26 protein-coding genes are annotated in these 26,047 nt (G+C 69.0%); 11 read left to right on the top strand and 15 right to left on the bottom strand.

Features of this window, described 5'->3' with window-relative positions:
• Positions 1-46: 46 nt before the first annotated feature.
• Genes ACIGKL_RS14280 through def form a run of 5 tightly spaced genes read right to left on the bottom strand, consistent with a single transcriptional unit; the run spans position 47 to position 4,591 of the window.
• Positions 47-361, bottom strand: a complete 315-nt coding sequence (locus ACIGKL_RS14280; protein WP_397487276.1) for a tetratricopeptide repeat protein — start codon at positions 359-361, stop codon at positions 47-49.
• A 26-nt stretch (positions 362-387) separates the two neighbouring features.
• Positions 388-1,761 carry a Trk system potassium transporter TrkA gene (trkA, locus tag ACIGKL_RS14275; protein WP_021445362.1) on the bottom strand — a complete coding sequence of 458 codons (1,374 nt, stop codon included), beginning with the start codon at positions 1,759-1,761 and terminating at the stop codon, positions 388-390.
• Between the two features lie 12 nt (positions 1,762-1,773).
• Entirely contained in the window at positions 1,774-3,087 is a 1,314-nt protein-coding gene (rsmB, locus tag ACIGKL_RS14270) for a 16S rRNA (cytosine(967)-C(5))-methyltransferase RsmB (RefSeq protein ID WP_397487275.1), read from the bottom strand.
• Positions 3,084-4,028, bottom strand: a complete 945-nt coding sequence (fmt, locus tag ACIGKL_RS14265) for a methionyl-tRNA formyltransferase (RefSeq protein ID WP_397487274.1) — start codon at positions 4,026-4,028, stop codon at positions 3,084-3,086. Before fmt ends, rsmB begins: the two co-directional genes overlap by 4 nt.
• Positions 4,029-4,084: 56 nt before the next feature.
• Positions 4,085-4,591 (bottom strand): peptide deformylase, encoded by a 507-nt coding sequence (gene def / locus ACIGKL_RS14260; protein WP_397487273.1) that lies wholly within the window; start codon positions 4,589-4,591, stop codon positions 4,085-4,087.
• A gap of 152 nt (positions 4,592-4,743) precedes the next feature.
• Between def and ACIGKL_RS14255 the strand changes: the two genes are divergently transcribed.
• The 3 genes from ACIGKL_RS14255 (at position 4,744) to ACIGKL_RS14245 (ending at position 7,621) form a co-directional block, all read left to right on the top strand.
• Positions 4,744-5,784 carry a LysM peptidoglycan-binding domain-containing protein gene (locus ACIGKL_RS14255; protein ID WP_397487272.1) on the top strand — a complete coding sequence of 347 codons (1,041 nt, stop codon included), beginning with the start codon at positions 4,744-4,746 and terminating at the stop codon, positions 5,782-5,784.
• 85 nt (positions 5,785-5,869) lie between these two features.
• Positions 5,870-6,988 (top strand): DNA-processing protein DprA, encoded by a 1,119-nt coding sequence (gene dprA / locus ACIGKL_RS14250; protein ID WP_397487270.1) that lies wholly within the window; start codon positions 5,870-5,872, stop codon positions 6,986-6,988.
• A gap of 75 nt (positions 6,989-7,063) precedes the next feature.
• The gene (locus tag ACIGKL_RS14245; protein WP_397487269.1) at positions 7,064-7,621 is read left to right on the top strand and encodes an L-threonylcarbamoyladenylate synthase; all 558 of its coding nucleotides are present in this window, start codon (positions 7,064-7,066) and stop codon (positions 7,619-7,621) included.
• A 148-nt stretch (positions 7,622-7,769) separates the two neighbouring features.
• Here the strand turns inward: ACIGKL_RS14245 and ACIGKL_RS14240 are convergent, their stop codons facing one another.
• Positions 7,770-8,747, bottom strand: a complete 978-nt coding sequence (locus ACIGKL_RS14240) for an NADPH:quinone reductase (protein ID WP_397487268.1) — start codon at positions 8,745-8,747, stop codon at positions 7,770-7,772.
• A gap of 146 nt (positions 8,748-8,893) precedes the next feature.
• On the opposite strand from ACIGKL_RS14240, the gene hemF reads away from it, so the two are divergent.
• The 3 genes from hemF (at position 8,894) to ACIGKL_RS14225 (ending at position 11,099) form a co-directional block, all read left to right on the top strand.
• Positions 8,894-9,811, top strand: coding sequence for an oxygen-dependent coproporphyrinogen oxidase (hemF, locus tag ACIGKL_RS14235; protein ID WP_397487267.1), 918 nt, complete (start codon positions 8,894-8,896; stop codon positions 9,809-9,811).
• A 93-nt stretch (positions 9,812-9,904) separates the two neighbouring features.
• The gene (aroE, locus tag ACIGKL_RS14230) at positions 9,905-10,729 is read left to right on the top strand and encodes a shikimate dehydrogenase (protein ID WP_397487266.1); all 825 of its coding nucleotides are present in this window, start codon (positions 9,905-9,907) and stop codon (positions 10,727-10,729) included.
• Between the two features lie 13 nt (positions 10,730-10,742).
• Complete coding sequence (locus tag ACIGKL_RS14225; protein ID WP_397487265.1) at positions 10,743-11,099, top strand: DOPA 4,5-dioxygenase family protein; 357 nt, start codon at positions 10,743-10,745, stop codon at positions 11,097-11,099.
• A 220-nt stretch (positions 11,100-11,319) separates the two neighbouring features.
• Here ACIGKL_RS14225 and ACIGKL_RS14220 read toward each other — a convergent pair whose 3' ends face one another.
• The 4 genes from ACIGKL_RS14220 to betC all read right to left on the bottom strand — a co-directional run bounded on the left by ACIGKL_RS14220 (position 11,320) and on the right by betC (position 15,637).
• A complete protein-coding gene (locus ACIGKL_RS14220; protein ID WP_397487264.1) occupies positions 11,320-11,481 on the bottom strand; it encodes a hypothetical protein in 162 nt (53 codons plus the stop codon).
• Positions 11,482-11,534: 53 nt separating this feature from the next.
• Positions 11,535-13,106, bottom strand: coding sequence for a SulP family inorganic anion transporter (locus ACIGKL_RS14215; RefSeq protein ID WP_397487263.1), 1,572 nt, complete (start codon positions 13,104-13,106; stop codon positions 11,535-11,537).
• Between the two features lie 61 nt (positions 13,107-13,167).
• Positions 13,168-14,088 carry a choline ABC transporter substrate-binding protein gene (gene choX / locus ACIGKL_RS14210; protein ID WP_397487262.1) on the bottom strand — a complete coding sequence of 307 codons (921 nt, stop codon included), beginning with the start codon at positions 14,086-14,088 and terminating at the stop codon, positions 13,168-13,170.
• A 40-nt stretch (positions 14,089-14,128) separates the two neighbouring features.
• The gene (gene betC / locus ACIGKL_RS14205; protein ID WP_397487261.1) at positions 14,129-15,637 is read right to left on the bottom strand and encodes a choline-sulfatase; all 1,509 of its coding nucleotides are present in this window, start codon (positions 15,635-15,637) and stop codon (positions 14,129-14,131) included.
• A 113-nt stretch (positions 15,638-15,750) separates the two neighbouring features.
• On the opposite strand from betC, the gene ACIGKL_RS14200 reads away from it, so the two are divergent.
• A complete protein-coding gene (locus tag ACIGKL_RS14200; RefSeq protein WP_397487260.1) occupies positions 15,751-16,671 on the top strand; it encodes a choline sulfate utilization transcriptional regulator in 921 nt (306 codons plus the stop codon).
• A gap of 88 nt (positions 16,672-16,759) precedes the next feature.
• Complete coding sequence (gene pbpG / locus ACIGKL_RS14195; RefSeq protein ID WP_397487259.1) at positions 16,760-17,662, top strand: D-alanyl-D-alanine endopeptidase; 903 nt, start codon at positions 16,760-16,762, stop codon at positions 17,660-17,662.
• Between the two features lie 133 nt (positions 17,663-17,795).
• Here pbpG and ACIGKL_RS14190 read toward each other — a convergent pair whose 3' ends face one another.
• Together ACIGKL_RS14190 and ACIGKL_RS14185 are read right to left on the bottom strand one after the other, a co-directional pair.
• Positions 17,796-18,689: a LysR substrate-binding domain-containing protein gene (locus tag ACIGKL_RS14190; RefSeq protein WP_397487258.1), complete on the bottom strand. Its 894-nt coding sequence runs from the start codon at positions 18,687-18,689 to the stop codon at positions 17,796-17,798.
• 89 nt (positions 18,690-18,778) lie between these two features.
• Positions 18,779-19,522 carry an SDR family oxidoreductase gene (locus ACIGKL_RS14185; RefSeq protein ID WP_397487257.1) on the bottom strand — a complete coding sequence of 248 codons (744 nt, stop codon included), beginning with the start codon at positions 19,520-19,522 and terminating at the stop codon, positions 18,779-18,781.
• A gap of 236 nt (positions 19,523-19,758) precedes the next feature.
• Here ACIGKL_RS14185 and ybaL point away from each other — a divergent pair, with 236 nt between their 5' ends.
• On the top strand, positions 19,759-21,468 hold the full coding sequence (ybaL, locus tag ACIGKL_RS14180; protein WP_397487256.1) for a YbaL family putative K(+) efflux transporter: 1,710 nt from the start codon (positions 19,759-19,761) through the stop codon (positions 21,466-21,468).
• A gap of 60 nt (positions 21,469-21,528) precedes the next feature.
• Here ybaL and trpA read toward each other — a convergent pair whose 3' ends face one another.
• Both trpA and trpB read right to left on the bottom strand, forming a co-directional pair.
• Positions 21,529-22,338 (bottom strand): tryptophan synthase subunit alpha, encoded by an 810-nt coding sequence (gene trpA, locus ACIGKL_RS14175; protein ID WP_397487255.1) that lies wholly within the window; start codon positions 22,336-22,338, stop codon positions 21,529-21,531.
• The gene (gene trpB, locus ACIGKL_RS14170) at positions 22,335-23,549 is read right to left on the bottom strand and encodes a tryptophan synthase subunit beta (protein ID WP_397487254.1); all 1,215 of its coding nucleotides are present in this window, start codon (positions 23,547-23,549) and stop codon (positions 22,335-22,337) included. The genes trpA and trpB overlap by 4 nt, the downstream gene beginning before the upstream one ends.
• A 125-nt stretch (positions 23,550-23,674) precedes the next feature.
• On the opposite strand from trpB, the gene ACIGKL_RS14165 reads away from it, so the two are divergent.
• On the top strand, positions 23,675-24,562 hold the full coding sequence (locus ACIGKL_RS14165) for a LysR family transcriptional regulator (protein WP_397487253.1): 888 nt from the start codon (positions 23,675-23,677) through the stop codon (positions 24,560-24,562).
• A gap of 69 nt (positions 24,563-24,631) precedes the next feature.
• The gene (locus tag ACIGKL_RS14160; RefSeq protein WP_196474294.1) at positions 24,632-24,847 is read left to right on the top strand and encodes a dodecin; all 216 of its coding nucleotides are present in this window, start codon (positions 24,632-24,634) and stop codon (positions 24,845-24,847) included.
• On the opposite strand, the gene ACIGKL_RS14155 is transcribed toward ACIGKL_RS14160, so the two are convergent.
• Positions 24,816-25,793, bottom strand: coding sequence for an NAD-dependent epimerase/dehydratase family protein (locus tag ACIGKL_RS14155; protein WP_397487252.1), 978 nt, complete (start codon positions 25,791-25,793; stop codon positions 24,816-24,818). The two genes, ACIGKL_RS14160 and ACIGKL_RS14155, sit on opposite strands and share 32 nt — an antisense overlap.
• Positions 25,794-26,047 lie beyond the last annotated feature (254 nt).

The following is a 26,047-nucleotide window of genomic DNA, read 5'->3' as shown; positions in this document are numbered from 1 at the left end:
TGCGCGTGGCCTGGGCGGCCCCGCGACACCCTACAACGCGGGGCGCTCAGCGCCCCTTGTCCAGCTTGCGCAGAAACACCGTCATTTCCTTTTCCGCCTGCTTGTCGCCCTTGGCCTGCGCGGCGGCTATGCCCTGCTGCCAAGCCTGGCGCGCGCCGTCGTGGTCGCCTGCGGCCTGCAGGGCCTTGCCCAGCAGTTTCCAGGCCGCCGAGTAAGCCGGGTCGAACTCGACGCAGCGGCGCAGGTGTTCGGCGGCCTGGGCGGCCTGGCCGCCATCCAGCTGGGCCTTGCCCAGGCCGAAGCGCAGCAGGGCGTTGTCCATGCCCTTGGCCAGCATCTTTTCCAGTGCCTCTGTGCTCATCGACCTTCTCCGGGCTACGACTTGATTCAGAAGAACGTCAGGCCGGCCTGGAACAGGCGCTCGACGTCGCGGATGTACTTCTTGTCGACCAGGAACAGGATCACATGGTCGCCGGACTCGATCACCGTGTCGTCGTGGGCGATCAGCACTTCCTCGTCGCGGATGATGGCGCCGATGGTGGTGCTCGGCGGCAGGGCGATGTCCTCGATCATGCGGCCGATCACCTTGCTCGACTTGGCGTCGCCATGGGCGATCACTTCCAGCGCCTCGGCCGCGCCGCGGCGCAGGCTGTGCACGCTCTCGATATCGCCGCGGCGCACGTGGGTCAGCAAGGTGCCGATGGTGGCCAGCTGCGGGCTGATGGCGATGTCGATCTCGCCACCTTGCACCAGGTCGACGTAGGCCGGGTTGTTGATGATGGTCATCACCTTGCGCGCACCGAGGCGCTTGGCCAGCAAGGACGACATGATGTTGGCCTCGTCGTCGTTGGTCAGGGCGAGGAAGATGTCGGCGTCGTTGATGTTCTCTTCCACCAGCAGGTCGCGGTCCGAGGCGCTGCCCTGCAGCACTATGGTGCTGTCGAGGGCTTCGGACAGGTAGCGGCAGCGCGCCGGGTTCATCTCGATGATCTTCACCTGGTAGCGGCTCTCGATGGCCTCGGCCAGGCGCTCGCCGATATGCCCGCCGCCGGCGATCACCACCTTCTTGTAGCTGTCCTCGAGGCGGCGCATCTCGCTCATCACCGCGCGGATGTGGGCCTTGGCGGCGATAAAGAACACCTCGTCGTCGGCCTCGATCACGGTGTCGCCCTGCGGCATGATCGGCCGGTTGCGGCGGAAGATCGCCGCCACCCGGGTGTCGACGTTGGGCATGTGCTGGCGCAGCTGGCGCAGCTGCTGGCCGACCAGCGGGCCGCCGTAGTAGGCCTTGACCGCCACCAGCTGCGCCTTGCCCTCGGCGAAGTCGATCACCTGCAGGGCGCCGGGGTGTTCGATCAGGCGCTTGATGTAGTTGGTCACCACCTGCTCGGGGCTGATCAGCACGTCGACCGGGATCGCCTCGTTGTCGAACAGGCCGCTGCGGGTCAGGTAGGCCGCCTCGCGCACCCGGGCGATCTTGGTCGGGGTGTGGAACAGGGTGTAGGCCACCTGGCAGGCGATCATGTTGACTTCGTCGCTGTTGGTCACCGCCACCAGCATGTCGGCATCGTCGGCGCCGGCCTGGCGCAGCACGGTGGGGAAGGAACCCTTGCCCTGCACGGTGCGGATATCCAGGCGGTCGCCGAGGTCGCGCAGGCGGTCGCCGTCGGTGTCGACCACGGTGATGTCGTTGGCCTCGCTGGCCAGGTGTTCCGCCAGGGTGCCGCCGACCTGGCCGGCGCCGAGAATGATGATCTTCACTGATGGGCTCCGTTAGCCGCGCGCGGGCGCGGCAGTCTTGCTCAGCTTGGCATAGTAGAAGCCGTCGTGGCCGTCCAGCTGTGGCAGCAACTGGCGACCGTGGGCCGGTTGCAGGCCGAAGTCGCCGGCGATGGCCGCTTCCTGCGCATCCGGGGTGCGGGCGAGGAAGGCGGCGATGGTTTCGCTGTTCTCGGTCGGCAGCACCGAGCAGGTGGCGTAGAGCAGCACGCCGCCCGGCGCCAGGGTCGGCCACAGGGCGTCGAGCAGCTCGCCCTGCAGCTGGGCCAGGGCGGGAATGTCCTCGGGCTGGCGGGTCAGCTTGATATCCGGATGGCGGCGAATCACCCCGGTGGCCGAGCAGGGCGCATCGAGCAGGATGCGCTGGAACGGCGTGCCGTCCCACCAGGCTGCGGTGTCGCGGCCGTCGGCGGCGATCAGGGTGGCGTCGAGCTGCAGGCGTTCGAGGTTTTCGCGCACGCGCGCCAGGCGCTTGGCTTCCAGGTCGACGGCCACCACTTCGGCCAGCCCAGGTTCCACTTCGAGCAGATGGCAGGTCTTGCCGCCGGGCGCGGCGCAGGCGTCCAGCCCCCGTTGGCCGGGGGCCAGGTCGAGCAGCTCGGCGGCCAGCTGCGCGGCCTCGTCCTGCACGCTGACGCGGCCTTGCTGGAAGCCGGGCAGCGCGGTCACGTCGCAGGGCTGCAGCAGGCGCACGCCGTCGCGACTGAAGCGGCACGGCTCGGCTTTGATGCCGGCGCCGCGCAGTTCGTCCAAGTAGGCGTCGCGCGAACCGTGGCGGCGATTGACCCGCAGGATCAGCGGCGGGTGGGCGTTATTGGCGGCGCAGATGGCTTGCCAGTGCTCGGGCCAGTGCGCCTTGAGCGCCTTCTGCAGCCAGCGCGGGTGGGCGGTGTGTAGCACCGGGTCGCGCTCCAGTTCGGCGAACAGCGCCTCGTGCTCGCGCTGGGCGCGGCGCAACACGGCATTGAGCAGGCCCTTGGCCCAGGGCTTCTTCAGCGCGCCGGCGCAGCCGACGGTCTCGCCGATGGCCGCGTGTTCCGGGATGCGGCTGTGCAGCAATTGGTAGAGGCCGATCAGCAGCAGCGCCTCCACGTCCTTGTCGGCGGCCTTGAAGGGTTTTTCCAGCAGCTTGTCGGCCAGCAGCTGCAGGCGCGGCTGCCAGCGCGCGGCGCCGAAGGCCAGGTCCTGGGCCAGGGCGCGGTCATGGTGTTCGACCTTGTCCAGCTGCGGCGGCAGGCTGCTGCCCAGCGAGGCCTTGCCGGACAGTACGGCGGTGAGGGCGCGGGCGGCGGCCAGGCGTGGGTTCATTGACCGAGCACCAGGCCGGCGGCGAACTGCTCGCGGCGGCTGTTGTACAGATCGCTGAAGGCCAGCGGCTTGCCGCCGGGCAACTGCAGGCGAGTCAGGCGCAGCGCGCCCTCGCCGCAGGCCACGGTCAAGCCGCGCTTGTCGGCGACGAGGATGCTGCCGGGCGCACCGCTGCCCTCGCCTATCTCCGCTGCGTGGACTTTCAGGGCATCGCCCGCCAGCGTGGTATGGCAGATCGGCCAGGGATGGAAGGCGCGCACCAGGCGCTCCAGCTCCTCGGCCGGGCGACTGAAGTCCAGAAGCGCCTCGTCCTTGTTCAGCTTGTGCGCGTAGTTGGCCAGGGCATCGTCCTGCACTTCGCCGACCAGGGTGCCGCCGGCCAGGCCGTCGATGGCGGCAAGCACGGCCTGCGGGCCGAGCTGGGCCAGGCGGTCATGCAGGCTGCCGCCGGTATCCTCAGCACTGATCGGCGTGCTGACCTTGAGCAGCATCGGCCCGGTGTCCAGGCCGGCTTCCATCTGCATCACGGTGACGCCGCTCTCGCTGTCGCCGGCTTGCACCGCGCGCTGGATCGGCGCGGCGCCGCGCCAGCGCGGCAGCAGCGAGGCGTGGCTGTTGATGCAGCCCAGGCGCGGGGTGTCGAGCACCGCCTGCGGCAGGATCAGGCCGTAGGCCACCACCACCATCAGGTCCGGCTGCAGCGCGGCCAGCTCGGCCTGGGCCGCTTCGTTGCGCAGGCTGGCCGGTTGGTAGACGGGGATGCCGTGCTCCACGGCCAGTTGCTTGACCGGGCTGGGCGCAAGCTTCTGGCCACGGCCGGCCGGGCGATCCGGCTGGGTGTAGACGGCGACGATTTCATGCTGGCTGGCCAGCAGGGCCTTGAGGTGCTCGGCGGCGAATTCCGGGGTGCCGGCGAAGACGATGCGCAGGGAGTCAGACATGGGGGCTCGCTAAAAGAAAAAGGCTTGCCGCGGCAAGCCTTTAGGAATCTGGTGGATCAAGCCCGCTGGCGGTGCTGTTTTTCCAGCTTCTTCTTGATCCGGTCGCGTTTCAGGCTGGACAGGTAGTCGACGAACAGCTTGCCGTTGAGGTGATCGCATTCGTGCTGGATGCACACGGCGAGCAGGCCTTCGGCGATCAGCTCGAAGGGCTGGCCGTCGCGGTCCAGCGCCTTGATCCTGACCTTCTGCGGGCGGTCGACGTTCTCGTAGAAGCCGGGCACCGACAGGCAGCCTTCCTGGTACTGATCCATTTCCTCGGTCAAGGACTCGAACTCGGGATTGATGAATACCCGCGGCTCGGACTTGTCCTCGGACAGGTCCATCACCACCACGCGCTTGTGCACGTTGACCTGGGTCGCCGCCAGACCGATACCGGGCGCGTCGTACATGGTCTCGAACATGTCGTCGACCAATTGACGGATGGAGTCGTCCACGACGTCCACCGGTTTGGCGATGGTACGCAGGCGTGGATCAGGAAATTCGAGGATATTCAGGATCGCCATATGCGTTTGTGATGCACTTGTGGAATAAAGTCAAAATCCGCTGCTAAGATGATGAACAGCATTGAAAAACGGCTTCAGGCCGCGGATTCAGCGGGTTTGGACGCGGCGCTAGGGCGCTTCACGTGAAGACACATAATAAAGGGATTCACCGTATGAGGAAATCACTACTCGCCCTGCTGCTCGTGGCAGCCGGCGGTTTGGCCCAGACCGGCCTGGTCCAGGCCGAAGTGCAACTCAAGGACGGTCACCCGGACCGCTACACCGTGGTCAAGGGCGATACCCTCTGGGATATTTCCGGCAAGTTCCTGAGTCAGCCGTGGAAGTGGCCGGAAATCTGGCATGCCAACCCGCAAGTCGCCAACCCGCACCTGATCTACCCCGGCGATACTCTCAACCTCGTCTATGTCGACGGCCAGCCGCGCCTGATGCTCAACCGCGGCGAGTCGCGCGGCACCATCAAGCTGTCGCCGCAGGTGCGCAGCACGCCGATGGCCGAGGCGATCCCGACCATCCCGCTGGAAGCGATCAACAGCTTCCTGCTGTCCAACCGCATCGTCGACACCCCCGAGCAGTTCGCCGGCGCCCCCTACGTGGTGGCCGGTAACGCCGAGCGCGTGGTCAGCGGCGCCGGCGACCGCGTCTACGCCCGCGGCAGCTTCGACGAAAGCGCGCCGGTGTACGGCATCTTCCGCCAGGGCAAGACCTACACCGACCCGGACACTCAGGAGTTCCTCGGCATCAACGCCGACGATATCGGCACCGGCGAGATCGTCGCCGAGGAAGGCGATATCGGCACCATGCTGCTGAGTCGCTCGACCCAGGAAGTACGCCTCGGCGACCGCCTGTTCCCCACTGAGGAGCGCGCGATCAACTCCACCTTTATGCCCAGCGAACCGGCCGGCGAGATCAACGGCCTGATCCTCGACGTGCCGCGCGGCGTGACCCAGATCGGCCAGTTCGACGTAGTCACCCTGAACAAGGGCGCGCGCGACGGCCTGGAGATCGGCAACGTGCTGGCGGTGTACAAGACCGGCGAAACCGTGCGCGACCGCATCACCGGCGACAGCGTGAAGATTCCGGACGAGCGCTCCGGCCTGCTGATGGTGTTCCGCACCTACGACAAGCTCAGCTACGGCCTGGTGCTGGGGGCGACCCGCTCGCTGGCGATCATGGACAAGGTGCGCAACCCGTAATCCCGACAAGCCCCGCGAATGCGGGGCTTGTGCTTTCTGCCGGTGCCGCCAGGACGGCGGCACCAACGATCACGGACGATCTGCCATGCCTACTCCCGCCTCGCTTTCTCCCGCCGTCTCTCCCGCCGTCTCTCCCGCCGAGCTCGAAGCCCGTCTGCGTCTGCACCTGTTGCCGGAGCTGGGGCCGCGGCGTTTTCGCAAACTGCTCAGTGCCTTCGATAGTGCGTCTGCTGCCCTTAGCGCGCCGGCCAGCGCCTGGCGTGCCCTGGGTCTGCCGGCCGGGTGCGCCGAGCCGCGCCGTAGCGCCGAGATCCGCGAGCGCGCCGCGGCGGCGCTGGCCTGGCTGGAACAGCCCGGACAGCAGCTGCTGATGTGGGACGATGCGCGCTACCCGGCGCTGCTGGCCGAACTGGCGGACGCCCCGCCGCTGCTGTTCGTCGCCGGCGATCCGGGCATTCTCGAGCGCCCGCAACTGGCCATGGTCGGCAGCCGGCGCGCGTCGAAGCCGGGCCTGGATACCGCCCATGCCTTCGCCCGCAGCCTGGCCGGCGGCGGCTTCGTCATCACCAGCGGCCTGGCCCTGGGCATCGACGGCGCCGCCCACCAGGGCGCGCTGGATGCGGGCGGGGCGACGGTGGCGGTACTCGGCACCGGCCTGCAGTGCCTGTACCCGGCGCGGCACCGGCGCCTGGCGGCGCAGATCGCAGAGCAGGGCGGCGCGCTGGTCTCCGAGCTGCCGCTGGACTGCCCGCCGCAGGCGAGCAACTTCCCGCGGCGCAACCGCATCATCAGCGGCCTGTCGCTGGGCGTGCTGGTGGTCGAGGCCAGCCCGTCCAGCGGTTCGCTGATCACCGCGCGCCTGGCCGCCGAACAGGGGCGCGAGGTCTATGCCATTCCCGGTTCCATCCACCATCCCGGGGCGCGCGGCTGTCATCAGTTGATCCGCGACGGCGCGACGCTGGTGGAGAGCATCGAGCATATTCTCGAGGCCCTGCGCGGTTGGCATGCGCCCGTGCCGAGCCCTGCCCCGGCGGTGGCCGTGCATCCCCTGCTGGAGTTGCTGCATGCCGCGCCGCAGAGCAGCGAGGCGCTGGTGCAGGCCAGTGGCTGGGCGCTGAGCGAGGTGCTGGCGGCACTGACCGAACTGGAGCTGGATGGACGGGTGTGCAGCGAGGCGGGACGCTGGCTGGCGCGCAAGCCGTAGCCGCATGCATCCGGGCTACAGTCGCATGGCCGACTTGGATAGACTGCCGGCCATTGATTCAGCGGGAGACAGTCGATGGCCGGCAACTGGCAGGTGCAGCAAGCGGCGCGCGTGGTGCGCGAGGGCGGGGTGATCGCCTATCCCACCGAGGCGGTCTGGGGCCTGGGTTGCGATCCGTGGAACGAAGAGGCGGTGGATCGCCTGCTGGCGCTTAAGGAGCGGCCGATGCACAAGGGCCTGATCCTGGTGGCCGAGGATATCGAGCAGTTCGACTTCCTCCTGCAGGACCTGCCGGCGATCTGGCAGGAGCGTCTGGCCGGCAGCTGGCCGGGGCCCAACACCTGGCTGGTGCCGCATCAGGAGCGCCTGCCCGAATGGATCACTGGCCAGCACGACAGCGTCGCCCTGCGCGTCAGCGATCATCCGCTGGTGCGCGCGCTGTGCCGCCACACCGGGCCGCTGGTGTCGACCTCGGCCAACCCGGCCGGGCGCCCGGCGGCGCGCTCGCGGCTGCGCGTCGAGCAGTATTTCCCCGGCGAACTGGACAAGGTGCTCGGCGGCGCCCTCGGCGGGCGCAAGAATCCCAGCCTGATCCGCGACCTGCGCACGGGCGACGTGATTCGCCCGTCCTGAAGAGAAAAAACTCGCGGCTAAAGCCCCTCCCACAGCCGACACAAGCGTGGGAGGGGCTTTAGCCGCGTTGGCCTGTGCGCCGTAGCCCGGATGCAATCCGGGAATGTGGGCCTGAATCGGCCCCGGATTGCATCCGGGTAACGGGCTCTTAAGGCAGCAGAATGGTCGAGCCGGTGGTCTGCCGGGCGCTGAGGGCGTCCTGGGCGGCGGCGGCGTCCTTCAGCGCATAGCGGTTGCTGATCTCCACCTGCAGCTGGCCGCTTTCGATCATGGCGAACAGCTCGTCGGCCATGGCCTGCAGGCGCTGCGGCGTATCGGCGTAGCCGGCCAGGGTCGGGCGGGTGACGTACAGCGAGCCCTTCTGCGCCAGGATGCCGAGGTTGACCCCACTGACCGCGCCGGAGGCGTTGCCGAAGCTGACCAGCAGGCCGCGTGGCGCCACGCAGTCCAGCGAGGTTTCCCAGGTGTCCTTGCCGACGCCGTCGTAGACCACCGGGCACTTGGCGCCGTCGGTCAGCTCCAGCACGCGCTGGGCGACGTTCTCATGGCTGTAGTCGATGGTCGCCCAGGCGCCCTGCTCTTTCGCCCGCGCCGCCTTCTCGGCCGAACTCACCGTACCGATCAGCTTGACCCCCAACGCCCGCGCCCACTGACAGGCGAAGGAGCCGACGCCGCCGGCCGCGGCGTGGAACAGGATGGTCTCGCCGCCCTTGAGCTCATAGGTCTGGCGCAGCAGGTACTGCACGGTGAGGCCCTTGAGCATCACCGCGGCGGCCTGCTCGAAGCCGATGCCGTCCGGCAGCTTGACCAGCCTGTCCGCCGGCAGCACGTGCAGCTCGCTGTAGGCGCCGAGCGGGCCGGTGGCGTAGGCGACGCGGTCGCCGACGGCGAAGCCGGTCACCTCGCTGCCCACCGCCTCGACCACCCCGGCGCCTTCGGTGCCCAGGCCCGACGGCAGCGCCGGCGGCAGATAGAGGCCGCTGCGGAAATAGGTGTCGATGAAATTCAGGCCGATGGCGCGGTTGGCCACCCGCACTTCGCGCGGGCCGGGGGCCGCCGGCTGGTAGTCGCGGTACTCCAGCACCTCGCTGCCGCCGTGCTGGCTGAACTGGATACGCTTGGCCATTTCGGATTCCTTCTCTGATCGAGCCGCCGAGGGGCGGCGAAAGGGTCTATCCAACCGCCCCGATCGACCGGCGTCAACTGCGAAGGCGCGCCCGTGAGTGCTATGCTGCCCGCCGATTTCGATTCGCTCCCGCTCAAGGTGCCGCCGTGACTGACCGTACCGAGGCCGTGAAGGCCTACCTGCTCGACCTGCAAGACCGCATCTGTGCCACCCTCGAGGCCGAAGACGGCCAGGCCCGGTTCGCCGAGGACGCCTGGCAGCGTCCGGCCGGCGGCGGCGGGCGCACGCGGGTGATCGAGAACGGCGCGCTGATCGAGAAGGGCGGGGTCAACTTCTCCCACGTGTTCGGCGACAGCCTGCCGCCCTCGGCCAGCGCCCATCGCCCGGAGCTGGCCGGGCGCGGTTTCCAGGCCCTCGGCGTGTCGCTGGTGATCCACCCGGAAAACCCCCATGTGCCCACCTCCCACGCCAACGTGCGCTTCTTCAGCGCCGAGAAGGAGGGCGAGGAGCCGGTCTGGTGGTTCGGCGGCGGCTTCGACCTGACCCCTTACTACGCCAATGAGGAAGACTGCGTGCACTGGCACCAGGTGGCCCATGACGCCTGCGCGCCGTTCGGCGCCGAGGTCTATCCCAGGTTCAAGGCCTGGTGCGACCGCTACTTCCACCTCAAGCACCGCGGCGAGCCGCGCGGCATCGGCGGGCTGTTCTTCGACGACCTCAACCAGTGGGACTTCGACACCAGCTTCGCCTTTCTGCGCGCCATCGGCGACGCCTACCTGGCGGCCTACCTGCCGATCGTCCAGCGCCGCAAGCTGACCCCCTTCGGCGAGCGCGAGCGCGAGTTCCAGGCCTTCCGCCGCGGCCGCTACGTCGAGTTCAACCTGGTGTTCGACCGCGGCACCCTGTTCGGCCTGCAGTCCGGCGGACGCACCGAGTCGATCCTCATGTCGCTGCCGCCGATGGTGCGCTGGGGCTACGACTGGAAGCCCGAGCCGGGCAGCGAGGAAGCGCGCCTGACCGAGTATTTTCTGACCGATCGCGATTGGCTCTCGAAGCTGTCGTGAACGCGTAGCCCGGATGTAATCCGGGGCAATTTACCGACCGCCCCCGGATTTCATCCGGGCTACGGACTGGCGCCTACACAAACAGGATTTCTCATGGACCGCTACTGCGTCTTCGGCAACCCCATCGGCCACAGCAAGTCGCCGCTGATTCACCGCCTGTTCGCCGCGCAGACCGGCCAGCAGCTCAGCTACGAGGCGCTGCTGGCGCCGCTGGACGACTTCGCCGGCTGTGCCCGCGCCTTCTTCGCCGAGGGCCTGGGCGGCAACGTCACCGTGCCGTTCAAGGAAGAGGCCTTCCGCCTCGCCGACCAGCTGAGCGAGCGCGCCCGCCGCGCCGGTGCGGTGAACACCCTGAAGAAGCTGGAAGGCGGTCGCCTGCTCGGCGACAACACCGACGGCGCCGGGCTGACCCGCGACCTGCAGGACAACGCCGGCTTCGCCCTGGCCGGCCAGCGCATCCTCGTGCTCGGTGCCGGCGGCGCCGTGCGCGGCGTGCTCGAGCCCTTCCTGGCCCAGCGCCCGGCGCTGCTGGTGATCGCCAACCGCACGGTGAGCAAGGCCGAGCAGCTGGTGCGCGAGTTCGCCGACCTCGGCCCGCTGGTGGCCGCCGGTTTCGACTGGATCGATGCGCCGGTGGACCTGATCGTCAACGGCACCTCGGCCAGCCTCGGCGGCGAGCTGCCGCCGATCGCGCCGAGCTTGATCCAGCCGGGGCACACCGTCTGCTACGACATGATGTATGCCAAGGAGCCCACCGCCTTCAACCGTTGGGCGGCCGAACAGGGCGCGGCGCGCTGCCTGGACGGCCTCGGCATGCTGGTCGAGCAGGCCGCCGAAGCCTTCGAACTGTGGCGCGGCGTGCGCCCGGACACCGCGCCGGTGCTGGCCGAACTGCGCCGCCAGTTGGCGGCCGGATAACGAGGAACGGGACATGGGCGACGACGCGCTGCCGCGGATCAAGGGCTACCACGCCCATGTCTACTTCGACGCCGCCAGCCTGGAGCAGGCCCGCGCGCTGTGCGAGGCGGCGGCACGGCGTTTCCCGCTGAAGATGGGCCGGCTGCATGAGCGCCCGGTCGGCCCGCACCCGGACTGGAGCTGCCAGCTGGCCTTCCGTCCCGAGCTGTTCGGCGAGCTGCTGCCCTGGCTGCTGCAGCATCGCGGCGGGCTCAACGTGCTGGTGCATCCCATCACCGGCGATGAGCTGCGCGACCACCGCGACTGGGCGCTGTGGTTGGGCCAGTCGCGCCCGCTGGATCTGAGCGTGCTCGACGCCGACCCAGACTGAACCCTTGCCCCGCGGCTTGCACCGTCGGTAGGTGCGTCGGTAGCGCGCTGATCGGGGCGTTGGTTGGTGCGTAGGTTGGCGCTGAGCGCAGCGAAGCCCAACAGGGAGCACACCGTGCTCCGCCCGACGATCTGACCTCCCGCCACGCCGCCAATCCGCCGCCCCATACACCCCTGTTGGGCTTCGTCGCGGGCTCCTCAACCCAACCTACGGAGCGCGGTCACTCCTCGAACTGCACCGGGCAGCGTTCGGCGCCTTCCAGCTTGAGAATTTCCTCCACCACGCGGCCGCGCCTGGTGCGTAGGTTGGCGCTGAGCGCAGCGAAGCCCAACAGGGAGCACGCCGTGCTGACCTCCCGCACGCCGCCAATCCGCCGCCCCATACACCCCTGTTGGGCTTCGTCGCAGGCTCCTCAACCCAACCTACGGAGCGCGGTCATTCCTCGAACTGTACCGGGCAGCGTTCGGCGCCTTCCAGCTTGAGGATCTCCTCCACCACCTGCGGCCGCGCCTGGCGCAGCACCAGGCTGCGCTGCAGGGCCTGCAGGCGGCGCGCCTCCTGGTGCAGCATCTCCACCCCGGCGTAGTCGATGAAGTTGATATGCCGCGCGTCGATCACCAGGCGCTGGCCGCGGCTGCGCTGCAGCAGCTGCTGGAGGTAGTGGCAGGCGCCGAAGAAGATCGAGCCGTCGATGCGCAGCACCTCGTCGTCGCCGTCGTGCCACAGGCGCACGCGCGGCTGCGAGGTGCGCTTGAGGTAGAAGAACAGCGAGGCCAGCACCCCGGCGTAGATCGCCGTCTGCAGCTCCAGCAGCAGGGTCGCCGCCAGGGTCAGCAGCATCACCGCGAACTCGGCGCGACTGACCCGGCGCAGCGCGCGGATCGCCGCCAGGTCGACCAGGCCCGAGCAGATCAGCAGGATGCCGGCGGCCATCACCGGCAGCGGGATATGCGCCAGCAGCGCGGCGCCGAACAGCGCGAACAGCGCCACCAGCAGCGCCGAGAACACCCCGGCCAGTGGCGTGCGCGCGCCGGCCTGCAGGTTCAGCGCCGAGCGGGTGAAGGAGCCGGCCGACAGCGAACCGGCGAACCAGGGCCCGAGCATGTTCGACAACCCCTGGGCGCGTACCTCCTGATTGGCATCGAGGAACTGCTGCGACTTCACCGCCAGCGCGCGGGCGATGGACAGGCTGGTGACCAGCCCGAGCATGCCGCAGGCCACCGCCGCCGGCAGCAGCTGCAGCAGGCTGGTGAGGTCGAACTGCAGCGGCGTGAAGGGTGGCAGGCCGCCGGCGAAGGCACTGACCAGGGCGATCTCGCCGACCAGCCGCGGCGGCAGCAGCCAGACCAGCAGGCTGCCGCCGACCAGGCCCAGCAGCAGCGCCGGCGCCTTCGGCCACAGCCGGCGTATGCCCAGGCTGAACAGCAACGTGCCGGCCGCCACGGTCAGGCTCGGCCAGTGCGCGTCGCCCAGGTGCTGGCCGATCTGCAGCAGGCTGGCCAGGGCGGTGGCCTGGCTGGCCACTGCCACGCCGAGCAGGTTGGGCAACTGGCCGATGGCGATCACCAGCGCCGCGCCGAGGGTGAAGCCGAGCACCACCGACTGCGAGACGAAGTTGACCAGGGCGCCGAAGCGCAGCAGGCCGAGCAGCCACTGGAACAGTCCGGCGAGAAAGGTCAGCAGCAGGATCAGGGCGATGAACTGCTCGCTGCCCACCGCGGCCATGGGACTGACGCTGGTGAACAGGACGATGGAGATGGCCGCCGTCGGCCCGCAGATCAGGTGCCAGGACGAGCCCCACAGGCAGGCGATGATCACCGGCACTATGGCCGCGTACAGGCCGTACTCGGCCGGCAGCCCGGCGATCAGCGCATAGGCCAGCGACTGCGGCAGGGCCAGCACGGCGCCGGTCAGGCCCACCAGCAGATCGTTGCCGAGGGTCTTGCGGCCGATACCGGGCAGCCAGCGCAGGAATGGCAGCAGTGTCTGGAGGTCGGGTAGCGGCATCGAGATCAGGCTCGGCAGGGTGGGCAGGCTGGCCCCACCCTACGCAATTGCCCCGGCTATTTCAAAGTCGCGCCTTGACCGCGGCCAGACCGTCGCCGCCGTCGCGGCTGGTGACGCCGTCCAGCCAGGCATCGAGCACCTGTGGGTTGGCCTGCAGCCAGGCCTTGATCGCCTCGGCGTTGCTGGCCTGCTTGCTGAGCACCCGATCCATGATGCTGTTCTCCATCTCTTGGGTGAACCTGAGGTTACCCAGCAGCTTGCCGGCATTGGGGCACTGCTGGGCATAGCCCTTGCGCGCCAGGGTGTTGACCTGGCCGCTGGCGCCGAAGTACTTCTCGCCGCCGCGCAGGTAGTTCATGGCGTACTGCACGTTCATCGGGTGCGGGGTCCAGCCGAGGAACACCACGAACTGCTCGCGCTTCACCGCGCGGCCGACCTGCACCAGCATGGCCTGCTCGCTGGACTCCACCAGGGTCCAGTCGCCCAGGCCGAACTCGTCGGCGGCGATCATCTGCCTGATCGATTCGTTGGCCGGCGAGCCGGAGGCGATGCCGTAGAGCTTGCGGCCGAACTTGTCGGCATGCATGTCGAGGTCGGCGAAGGTGTTCACCCCGGCCTCATAGGCATAGGTCGGCACGGCCAGGGTGTACTCGGTGCCGTGGAGGTTCTGCGCCAGCTGGTCCACCTCGCCGCTGGCGACGAACTTGTCGTAGTTGCTCTGCTGCGCCGGCATCCAGTTGCCGAGGAAGACGTCGATCTGCCCCTTCTGCAGCCCGGCGTAGATGATCGGCACCGCCAGGGTCTGGCTCTGTGTCCGGTAGCCGAGGCCCTCGAGAAGGAAGCTGGCGATGCCGTTGGTCACGGCGATGTCGCTCCAGCCCGGGTCGCCCAGCTTGACCGTGGCGCAGGCCGCGTCCTCGGCCCAGACGTTGGTGGTGGCGGACAGCGCCCCGGCCAGTAGCAGCGCATTGAGTCGGTTCATCGGGTCTCTCCTTCTTCTTCTGGTTGGCGGCGACGATGTTTCAAACCTGGGGAAAACGGGCGCGGCGTTCCAGATCGTCGAGGTCGATATGGTTGCGCATGTACTGCTGGCTGGCGTCGACCCAGGGCTGGTGGTCCCAGCTGGTCAGCTTGCCCTGGCTCAGGGCTTCGGCCACCAGGCGCCGACGACGCTGGCTGGCCAGGGTGGCGGCGTGGATGGCCGGGATATTCCAGCGCGCCCGCGCCTCGGCGAGAAACTCGGCCAGCACGCCCTGGTGATCCGCCGACTGGGCGAGGTTTTCGCGTTCCTGCGGATCGCGGGCCAGGTCGAACAGCAGCAGCGGGTCCTGCTCCGAGTAGACGAACTTCCACGGCCCGCGGCGGATCATCATCAGCGGGCTGGTGCTGCCCTCGGCCATATATTCGCCGAGCACCTCGTCGTGGCCGCCCGCGCCTTGCAGGTGCGCCAGCAGCGAGCGGCCGTCCAGCGCCAGGCCGGCGTCCACTTGGCCGCCAGCCAGCTCCACCAGGGTCGGCAGTAGGTCGAGGGTGGACACCGACTGGCTCACCCGGTGCGCGGCGAAGCGTTTGGGCGCATGCACCAGCAGCGGCACGCGGGCGGCCATCTCGAACCAGTGCATCTTGTACCAGAGGCCGCGCTCGCCGAGCATGTCGCCGTGGTCGCCGGAAAACACCACGATGGTGTCCTCGGCCAGGCCGCACTCCTCCAGGGTCCTGAGCAGCTTGCCAATATTGTCGTCGATATAGCTGCAGGCACCGAAGTAGGCGCGTCGCGCGTCGCGGATCTTGTCCGCCGGCAGCGGCTGGTCCCACAGGTCGATGACCTTGAGCAGGCGCTGCGAATGCGGGTCCTGCTCGGCCTGGTCGAGGCTCTGGCGCGGCAGGGGAATCTCCACGCCCTCGTAGCGATCCCAGTATTCGGCCGGGATGGTATAGGGGTCGTGCGGGTGGGTCATCGACACGGTCAGGCAGAACGGCTGCTGCGGGGGCAGGCGCACGTGGTCGTAGAGGTACTGGCGGGCCTTGAACACCACCTCCTCGTCGAAATCCAGCTGGTTGCTGCGCACGCAGGGGCCGGCCTGCAGCACCGAGGACATGTTGTGGTACCAGCTGGCGCGCACCTCCGGCTCGTCCCAGTTCACCGCCCAGCCGTAGTCGGCCGGGTAGATGTCGCTGGTCAGGCGCTCCTCGTAGCCGTGCAGCTGGTCCGGGCCGCAGAAGTGCATTTTGCCCGACAGCGCGGTGCGGTAGCCGAGGCGGCGCAGGTAGTGGGCGTAGGTCGGCACGTCGGCGGGAAAGTCGGCAGCGTTGTCGTAGGCGCCGATCTGCGACGGCAGCCGCCCGCTAACCAGGCTGAAGCGCGACGGCGCGCACAGCGGGCTGTTGCAGTAGGCCGAGTCGAACACCACGGCGTGTTCGGCCAGCTTCATCAGGTTGGGCATCTGCACCGGCGAGGCGGCGTCATGCAGCGGCAGAATCGGCGCGGCCATCTGGTCGGCCATGATGAAGAGGATATTGGGGCGGCTCATGGCGGCGGCTATTCCATACTGTGGGTTTATGCGACAGTGCGGGCTTCATGATTCCGCTAGAACGGCGACGGGGTAAACCCGCCTCAAAGACATGACTCGGATAACTTCAGCTTATGCATAAGGCACTCGACGGCGTGGCCCTGGATGCCCTGCGGGTGTTCGAGTCGGCGGCGCGCCAGCTCAGCTTCACCGCCGCCGCCAGCGAACTGGGCAGCAGCCAGCCGGCCATCAGCCAGCAGATCAAGCGTCTCGAGCAGCAGCTGGCGACGCGCCTGTTCGATCGGGTCTACCGCGGCATCGTCCTCACCGAGGCCGGCGAGCTGCTGCTCGGCCACGTGCAGGAGGGCCTGGCCAGCCTCGACGCGGGGCTCGCCGCGGTCACTGCGCGGCAGCAGCACGAGGTGCTGCAGGTGGCCACCGACTTCGCCTTCGCCGCCTACTGGCTGATGCCGCGCTTGCAGCGCTTCAACCGCCTGTACCCGGAGGTGGACGTCAGCCTGATCACCAGCGAGCGCGACCCGGCCAGCGTGCCCAGCGATATCGACGTGGCCATTCGCTTCGGCGACGGCCGCTTCAAGCACGGCGAGGCGCACCTGCTGTTTCGCGAACAGGTGTTCCCGGTGTGCAGCCCGCGCCTGCTCGGCGCGCGCCAGCCGCCGCTGCCGGCGTCGGTGCTGGCCGAGCTGCCGCTGCTGCACCTGCGCCCCGAGCACCGCTCGCGCTGGTTCGACTGGGACGGCCTGTTCCGCGCCCTGGGCATCGCCGCGCTGCCGACCCCCGGGGCGCTGCGTTTCGACAACTACACCCTGCTGATCCAGGCGGCCATCGCCGGCCAGGGCGTGGCCATCGGCTGGCGCCATCTGGTCGACGAGCTGCTGACCCAGGGTTTGCTCTGTCGCTTGACTGAAGCCGAGGCGCACTCGGCGCTGGGCTATTACCTGGTGCTGCCCGAGCGCAAACGCCGCCAGCGCCTGACCGCGCGTTTCGTCGACTGGCTGCAGGCCGAGCTGGAATCGCCGGCGCAAAGCCTCTGAGCGGGCCATACTGCAAGAGCGTGCGGCGAGTCCCTATACTGGGCGCCGCCGCATTCGCGGCCCCTCTACTCAACCGGTGAAGTGAACCGTGAAACTCCGTCATTCGATTTTGGCCCTGCTGCTGTGCGGCGGCCTTGCAGTTTCGAACCTTGAGGCCGCCCCGGCCAAGCCCCAGCAGGAACTGGCCGCCGGCAGCGCGTTGCTGGTCGACCTGAAGACCGGCCAGGAACTCTACGCCAGCAACCCCGACCTGCGCCTGCCGGTGGCCTCGGTGACCAAGCTGATGACCGCCATGGTGGTGCTCGACGCCAAGCTGCCGCTGGACCAGGTACTGCCCATCACCATCCGCGACACCAAGGAAATGCAGGGCGTCTATTCGCGGGTGCGCATCGGCAGCGAGGTCAGCCGCCGCGACATGCTGCACATGGCCCTGATGGCCTCGGAAAACCGCGCCGCCGCCAGCCTCGCCCATCACTATCCGGGCGGCCACGCGGCCTTCGTCGCGGCGATGAACGCCAAGGCCAAGGCGCTGGGCATGCACAGCAGCCGCTTCGTCGAACCCACCGGCATGTCCGAGCAGAACGTCGCCACCGCCCGCGACCTGGCGCTGATGATCAAGGCGGCGCAGCAGTACCCGCTGATCGGCCAGTTCAGCACCGATTCCGAGGCCACCGTGAGCTTCCGCAAGCCCGCCTACAGCCTGGGCTTTCGCAACACCAACGCGCTGGTGCGCAAGGCCGACTGGGACATCGACCTGAGCAAGACCGGCTTCACCAACGCCGCCGGCCGCTGCCTGGTAATGCTCACCTCGATGAACCACCGCTCGGTGGCCTTCGTCGTGCTCGGCGCCTTCGGCAAGTACACCCATATGGCCGACGCCAACCGCCTCAAGCGCTGGATGGAGACCGGCAAGGTCACCCCGGTGCCGGCCGCCGCGCTGAGCTACAAGCGGCAGAAGCTGGCGGAGTGGAACCTGCAGGCCGGGCAGTGAAGCAAGGGCGACTCGATGAGTCGCCCTTTTTCGTTGGCTTCTGATAGGTCGATGCGGCGTCCCTTACCTGCGGTTGACGCCGCGCGCCGGGTTGTAGGGTGCGCCGTGCGCACCGGCCATTCGCCGCCGGTTGCTAGCCGTGACTGCCCAGCCGCTCGCTCAGGAAATCCAGGAAGCAGGTGATGCGCGAGGCCAGCGCGGTGTTGCGGTAGTACACCGCATTGATCGGCTGGCGCACCTCGACCCGCTGCTCGGCCAGCACCTCGACCAGATCGCCCCGGGCGCGATCTTGCTCGGTCATAAAGTCCGACAGGCACACCAGGCCCTCGCCGGCCAGCGCCAGTTCGCGCAGGGTGTCGCCGCTGGAGGCGCGCAGGCTCGGGCTGATCCGCCAGCGCTCGCCGAGCGCATGACGCAGCGGCCAGTCGTTGAGCCCGTCCGGCTCGGTGAAGCCGATCAGGCTGTGCCCGCTCAGGGCCTCGACGCTGTCCGGCGTGCCGTGGCGCGCGAGATACCCCGGGCTGGCCAGCACCCGTCGGCGGCTGTGGCACAGCGGCCGGGCGTGCAGGCTGGAGTCCGGCAGCGGGCCGATGCGGATGGCCAGGTCGGTGCGCCGCTCCAGCAGGTCGATGATGCGGTCGTCGCTGTGCAGCTCCAGCTCGATCTGCGGGTAACGCGCGCGAAATTCGCCGATCAGCGGGACGATGACGTGCAGCATAAAGGGCGAGGCGGTATTGACCCGCAGCCGCCCGGCCGGCGCCTGGCGGCGCAGGGCCATCTGCTCTTCGGCCTCCTCGACGCTGGCGAGGATGCGCCGCGCCTGGGCGAGAAACAGCTCGCCCTCCTCGGTCAGCTCCAGACGCCGGGTGGTACGGCGCAGCAGGGTGACGGCGAGCTTTTCCTCCAGCCGGCTCAGCGCGCGGCTCACCCCGGAGGCGGTCTGTTCCAGCTGCGCGGCGGCGGCGCTGATCGAGCCGCTGTCGACCACGCGGACGAAGGCGAGCATTTCTTCCAGGCTGGTTTTCATTGTTGATCTTCGGGCAAGGGTCTTGGCGCACTGGCGGCATACGTGCAGGAGTCTGGCGTGCATGGGCCGCGCCGGCAATCGCGCGGCGGTCAGCGTCCGCCGGCGATATCGACCAGCGCGCCGGTGGTGTAGCTGGCCTTGTCGTCGAGCAGCCAGAGGATCGCCTCGGCCACCTCTTCGGCCCGCCCGGCGCGGCCCAGCGGGGTCGCCTTGCCCAGGCGCTCGGCACGATCCGGCTGGCCGCCGCTGGCGTGGATCTCGGTATCGATCAGCCCGGGGCGCACGGCGTTGACCCGCACGCCCTCGCCGCCCAGCTCCTTGGCCAGGCCGCGGGTCAGCACGTCCATGGCGCCCTTGGCGCCGGCGTAGTCGACGTACTCGAAGGGCGAACCGAGGCTGGCCGCTACCGACGACACCAGCACCATCGCACCACCCTGGCCGCCGCGGCTGCGGGCCATGCGCCGGGCGCCTTCGCGCGCGGTGAGGTAGCTGCCCAGCACGTTGACCTCGAACATGCGCCGCAGGCGCTCGCCGCTCATCTCCAGCAGCGGCAGGGGCGGCGCGACTATGCCGGCGTTGACCACCAGGCCGTGTAGCGGGCCGAGTTTGTCCATGTCCTCGAACAGGCGCAGTACGTCCTCTTCTATGGCCACATCACCGGGCAGGGCGACGGCTGTGCCGCCCATGGACTCTATCTGCGCCACCACCTCATCGGCGGCGGCGCGGTCGCTACGGTAGTTGACGCCGACCGTCCAGCCGCCAGCGGCGGCCAGCAGGGCGGTGGCGCGGCCGATGCCGCGGCTGGCACCGGTGATCAGCAGGTTCTTGCGCATGGGACGAGACTCCGGGGTTACGGATGCCGCGGTGATAGCACGGCGCGTACGTTCGGGCCAAGCCCGTCGATCCCGGCAGCGCGGTGCGACTGGGCAGAGAACCGCCGCGGGGCGCGACAGATGTTGCAATCATTGCTTTATGGAATCGATCTTGATGCTTTGATAGTGTGCGTCGATTGTTTTTTCGCCTCAGCCGCCCCGGCGTGCCCGGTCGGCCCCTGAATCAAGGAGGTGCCATGGAGCACAACATCTCCCTTATCAGCATGCTCGCCGGCGGCTTCGGCATGGCGTTGATCTGCGGTTTTCTCGCCGAGAAGCTGAAGCTGCCGGCGCTGGTCGGCTACCTGCTCGCCGGTATCGTCATCGGCCCGGCGACCCCAGGCTTCGTCGCCGACATGGAGCTGGCGCCGCAGCTGCTGGAAATCGGCGTGATGCTGCTGATGTTCGGCGTCGGCCTGCACTTCTCGCTCAAGGATCTGCTGGCGGTGAAGAAGATCGCCCTGCCCGGCGCGGTGGTGCAGATGGGCCTGGCCACGGCGCTGGGCATCGGCGTCGCCAGTTGGTGGGGCTGGACCTTCGGCGAGAGCCTGCTGCTCGGCCTGTCGCTGTCCTGCGCCAGCACCGTGGTGCTGCTCAAGGCCCTGGAAACGCGCGGCATCCTCGATTCGATGAACGGCCGCATCGCCGTCGGCTGGCTGGTGGTCGAGGACCTGGCCACGGTCTTGGTGCTGGTGCTGCTGCCGCCGCTGGCCGGGGTGCTGGGCGGCAATCCGGCCACCGGCAGCGGCGATGCGCCGCTGTGGCAGGTGCTCGGCGTGACCCTGCTGCAGGTGGCCGGCTTTATCGCCCTGATGCTGCTGGTCGGGCGCCGGGTATTGCCCTGGCTGCTGCTGCAGGTGGCCAGGACCGGCTCGCGCGAGCTGTTCACCCTGTCGGTGGTGGCCGCGGCCATCGGCATCGCCTACGGCGCCTCGGTGCTGTTCCACGTGTCCTTCGCCCTCGGCGCCTTCTTCGCCGGCACGGTGATGCGCGAGTCGGACCTGTCGCACCGCGCGGCGGAAGAGTCGCTGCCGCTGCGCGACGCCTTCGCCGTGCTGTTCTTCGTCTCGGTCGGCATGCTGTTCGACCCCGCCGTGCTGCTCGACGAGCCGCTGCGGGTGCTGGCAGTGGTGGCGATCATCGTCCTCGGCAAGGGTCTGGCGGCCGCCGTGCTGGTGCTGGCCCTGCGCTACCCGCTGAACACCGCGCTGACCGTGGCGGCCAGCCTGGCGCAGATCGGCGAGTTCTCCTTCATCCTCGCCGGGCTGGGCTTGGCCCTGGGCCTGCTGCCGCAGGAGGGCATGAGCCTGGTGCTGGCCGGCGCGCTGATCTCCATCGCCCTCAACCCGCTGCTGTTCGCCTGCATCAAGCCGTTCAAGGCCCTGGCGCTGCGGCGCTCGGCTTTGGCGCGGCGCCTGGAGTTCCGCGAGGACCCGCTGGCGGTGCTGCCGGCCAGCACCGAGCTCAAGTACCTGGAAGGCCAGGTGGTGGTGGTCGGCTACGGCCGGGTCGGTCGGCGCATCGCCGCGGCCCTGCTGGCGCGCGGCATACCCTTCGTGGTGGTGGAGCAGAACCGCGAGCGGGTCGAGCAGATTCGCGCCCAGGGCCTGGTCGCGGTCAGCGGCGACTCGGCCGAGCCGGGCAGCCTGATCCAGGCGCATATCGCCAAGGCGGCGATGCTGGTGATCGCCACGCCCGACCCGCTGCACGTGCAGCGCATGGTGGAGATCGCCCGCACGCTGAACCCGCAGATCGAGGTGGCGATCCGCACCCACAGCGCCGACGCGGTGGAGATCTTCCGCCGCGAAGGCCTCGGTGCGGTGTTCTTCGACGAGGAAGAGCTGGCGCGCGGCATGCAGGAGCATATCCTCGCCAAGTTCGCCCCGGCCGCCGCCGGCGGCCACTGAGGGCGCACGAAAAAGCCGCTGGCGGAGCGATCCGGCAGCGGCTTTTGTTTGCCCGTGGCGTTAGCGCCGGGCGCCGCGCACCCCATCGGCCAGCTCGCGGCACAGGCCAAGCACGCCGTCGATGGCCTGCTGCGGGCTTTGCGCCGCGGCGATCTTGTCGATCAGCGCCGAGCCGACCACCGCGCCCTCGGCGCGCTTGGCCACTTCGGCGGCGTGCTCCGGGGTGCGGATGCCGAAGCCGATGCACACAGGCAGGTCGGTGTGGCGACGCAGGCGCGCCACGGCTTCTTCGACGTGATCGAGGGTCGCCGCTCCGGCGCCGGTGACACCCGCCACCGACACGTAGTAGACGAAGCCGGAGCTGCCGGCGAGCACGGTGGGCAGGCGCGCGTCGTCAGTCGTGGGTGTCGTGAGGCGGATGAAGTCGATGCCTGCGCTCTGCGCCGGTTCGCACAGCTCGTCGTTATGCTCCGGCGGCAGGTCGACCACGATCAGGCCGTCGACGCCGGCGGCCTTGGCGTCGGCGATGAAGCGCTCGACGCCGTAGACGAAGATCGGGTTGTAGTAGCCCATCAGCACCAGCGGCGTGCTCTGGTTGCCGGCGCGGAATTCGCGCACCATCTGCAGGGTCTTGGCCAGGGTCTGCTTGGCCCCCAACGCGCGGATATTGGCGAGCTGGATGGCCGGGCCGTCGGCCATCGGGTCGGTGAACGGCATACCCAGCTCAATGACGTCGGCGCCAGCGTCCGGCAGGCCCTTGAGGATGCTCAGCGAGGTGGCGTAGTCGGGGTCACCGGCGGTGATGAAGGTCACCAGCGCGGCGCGGTTTTCCGCTTTCAGTTCGGCAAAACGGCTGTGCAGGCGGCTCATGCGTGCTTCTCCTGGTTGTCCTGCATGTGGTGCATCACGGTCTGCATGTCCTTGTCGCCACGACCGGACAGGTTGACCACCATCAGGTGGTCCTTGGCCAGCTTGGGTGCGCGCTTGAAGGCTTCGGCCAGCGCGTGGGCGCTTTCCAGGGCCGGGATGATGCCTTCCAGGCGGCAGCACTGGTGGAAGGCCTCGAGGGCTTCGTCATCGCTGATCGGCACGTACTCGACGCGCTTGATCTCGTGCAACCAGGCGTGTTCCGGGCCGACACCGGGGTAGTCGAGGCCCGCCGAGATCGAGTGGGCGTCGGTGATCTGGCCGTCGTCGTCCTGCAGCAGGAAGGTGCGGTTGCCGTGCAGCACGCCCGGTGCGCCGCCGGCCATGCTCGCCGCATGCTTGCCGGTGTCGATGCCATGGCCGGCGGCTTCGACGCCGACAATCGCAACGCCCTGATCGTCGAGGAAGGGGTGGAACAGGCCGATGGCATTGGAGCCGCCGCCGATGCAGGCCACCAGCGAGTCGGGCAGGCGGCCTTCCTTCGCCAGGATCTGCTCGCGCACCTCGTTGCCGATCACCGACTGGAAGTCGCGCACCATGGCCGGGTACGGGTGGGGACCTGCGGCGGTGCCGATCAGGTAAAAGGTGTTGTGGACATTGGTCACCCAGTCGCGCAGGGCTTCGTTCATGGCGTCCTTGAGGGTGCCGGTGCCGGCGGTGACCGGGATCACCTCGGCGCCGAGCAGCTTCATGCGAAAGACGTTGGCCTGCTGGCGATCGATGTCGGTGGTGCCCATGTACACCACGCACTGCATGCCGAAGCGCGCCGCGACAGTCGCCGTCGCCACGCCATGCATGCCGGCGCCGGTCTCGGCGATGATGCGCTGCTTGCCCATGCGCTTGGCCAGCAGGATCTGGCCGATGCAGTTGTTGATCTTGTGCGCGCCGGTGTGGTTGAGGTCTTCGCGCTTGAGGTAGATCTTCGCCCCGCCGAAGTGCTCGGAGAGGCGCTCGGCGAAATACAGCGGGCTGGCGCGGCCGATGTAGTCGCGCTGGAAGTAGGCCAGCTCGTCGAGGAAGGTCGGATCGTTCTTGGCCTTCTCGTATTCGGCGGCCAGCGAGTTGATCAGCGGCATCAGGGTTTCGGCGACGAACTGGCCACCGAAGCGGCCGAACAGGCCGCGGGCGTCGGGGCCGGTGCGAAATGAGGTCATGACATGCTCCTGCTTGGGCTCCCCGCTCGAGGGGGAAGGGATGAGCGATGGCGCCATTCTACCCCTGGCGGGCCCGCTGAAAAGCGATTAGATTGCCCAGACATGTCAGGAAAAGTCACGTATTTATGAGCCGCGAACTGCCCCCGCTGAATGCCCTGCGCGCCTTCGAGGCCGCTGCCCGCCTGCAGAGTGTCAGTCGTGCGGGTGAGGAGCTGCACGTCACCCATGGCGCGATCAGTCGGCAGATTCGTGCGCTGGAAGAACAGCTCGGCGTCAGCCTGTTCGACAAGGACGGCCGCGGCGTGAAACTCACCGATGCCGGCATGCGCCTGCGCGATGCGGCCAGCGACGCCTTCGAGCGCCTGCGCGGCGTCTGTGCCGAGCTGCGCCAGCGTCAGGACGGCGCGCCCTTCGTTCTCGGTTGCCCCGGCAGCCTGCTGGCGCGCTGGTTTATCCCGCGCCTGGATCGCCTCAACCGCGAGCTGCCGGAGCTGCGCCTGCAGCTGTCGGCCAGCGAGGGCGAGCTGGACCCGCGCCGGCCCGGGGTGGACGCCACCCTGTGCTTCGCCGCGCCGCCCTGGCCGGCGGATATGCAGGTGCACGAGCTCGATATCGAGCGGATCGGGCCGGTGCTGAGCCCGCGCTTTGCCGGCTATGCGCGCCTGCAGGGCGCGCCCGCCGCGGCGCTGCTCGACGAGCCGCTGCTGCACACCGCCTCGCGCCCCCAGGCCTGGCCGCAGTGGGCCGCGGCGCAGGGCCTGGAGCCGGCGCGGTTGCAGCAGGGCCAGGGCTTCGAGCATCTCTACTACCTGCTCGAGGCGGCCGCCGCCGGTCTCGGCGTGGCCATCGCGCCGCAGCCGCTGGTGGCCGACGACCTGGCCGCCGGCCGCCTGGTCGCGCCCTGGGGCTTCGTCGCCACCGAGGCGCGTCTGGCGTTGTGGGTGCCGGGGCGCGTCCGCGATCCGCGCGCCGAGCGCCTGGCCGCCTGGTTGGCGCGCGAGCTGCAGGCCTAGCACACGACGCGGCGCAACCCCCGCGGCGCTGGTCTAGGCTTGCTGCAGGCCCACTGCGGAGCGCACAGCATGTCCGACCATCGCACCTACAAGAAGATCGAAATCGTCGGCACCTCCAAGATCAGCATCGAGGACGCCATCCAGAACGCCCTGGCCGAATGCGCCAAGAGCGTGCGCAATATGGACTGGTTCGAGGTCATCGACACCCGCGGGCATATCGTCGACGGCAAGGTGGCGCACTACCAGGTCGAGCTCAAGGTCGGCTTCCGTCTGAGCGGTAGCTGATGCCCTGCGCGGCGAGGAAGGCGAGGAAGGCTTCGCGGCTGGAATAGCGCGGCTGGTAGCCGAACTCCTGCTTCAGCCGCTGGTTGGCCAGCACCGGCCGGTAGCGCAGGAAGTCCAGCTGCTCCGGACCGTACTGGCTCAGCCCCAGCGGCTTGAGCAGGCGCAGCGCGCCGCCGAGCAGCGCCGCCGGCAGCGGCCGGTAGGGCTTGCCGAGGATCGCGGCGATCTCCTTGAGGCTCAGCGCGCCGTCGCCGGCCAGGTTGTAGATGCCTTCGCGAGCCTCCTCCAGGCCCTGGCGGATGATGCCGACCACGTCCTGCTCCCAGATGAACACGAAGCGGCTGGCGTGACCGCGCACGCCGAGCACCGCGCGTTTCTTGAACAGGTCGCTGATCGGGTTGTTCAGCCGCTTGCCGAGGATGGTGCCGGGGCGCAGCACCAGTTGGCGCAGCTGCGGATGTTGCTCGCGGCAGCGCGCCAGCAGTTGCTCGATCTCCAGCTTGTGCTTGGCGTAGGCGAAATGCGGGTGGCCGCGCAGCGGCTGGTCTTCGTCGATCCACTCGGCGTTGTCCGCGGCGTAGCCGTAGGCGGCGCCGGAGCTGGTCACCACCAGCTGGCGCACGCCGTTGGCGACGGCGCTGTCCACCAGGCACTGGGTGCCGCCGACCTCGATGGCGTGCAGGTGCGCCTCGCTCATCTCGCGCGGCGGGCGGATCACCGTGGCCAGGTGGACGATGGCGTCCGGCTTCCAGCCGCTTATGCAGGCGCGCACCTGCGCCGGGCGGCCCATGTCCAGCAGCACCGGCTCGACGTTGGCCTTCAGCCCGCGGCTGTCGAGCGGGCGGATGTCGGCGGCGATCAGCGTCCAGTCGGGATGCTGGATGGCCAGCTCGTCGAGCAACTGATGGCCGATAAAGCCGGCGGCGCCGGTGATCAGAACGCGCATAGCAGTCTCCCGGCGGATCGCGGCATCCGCCCTGGCCCGTTCAACTGCCGAAAGGGCCCCGCCGCGACGGGCGTGGCCCCTTGATAAACGGGCCTTGTGGTTATTGTTTTCAGCCCGGCGCCAGGCTAGGCATCGGCTCGCCGTCTGGCAGTGGCGGAACCCGCCAGCGGCCGTGGCGATTCACGCCAGCGGGACGAATGGTGTGGCGCCGCGCACAGCCGGGGCGGCCGCGGCTGGCGGGGCGTGGGCGGATC

Source organism: Pseudomonas sp. NPDC077186 (assembly GCF_044543505.1).
GTDB lineage: Bacteria > Pseudomonadota > Gammaproteobacteria > Pseudomonadales > Pseudomonadaceae > Aquipseudomonas.
This window is presented reverse-complemented; position numbering and strand designations above follow the sequence as displayed.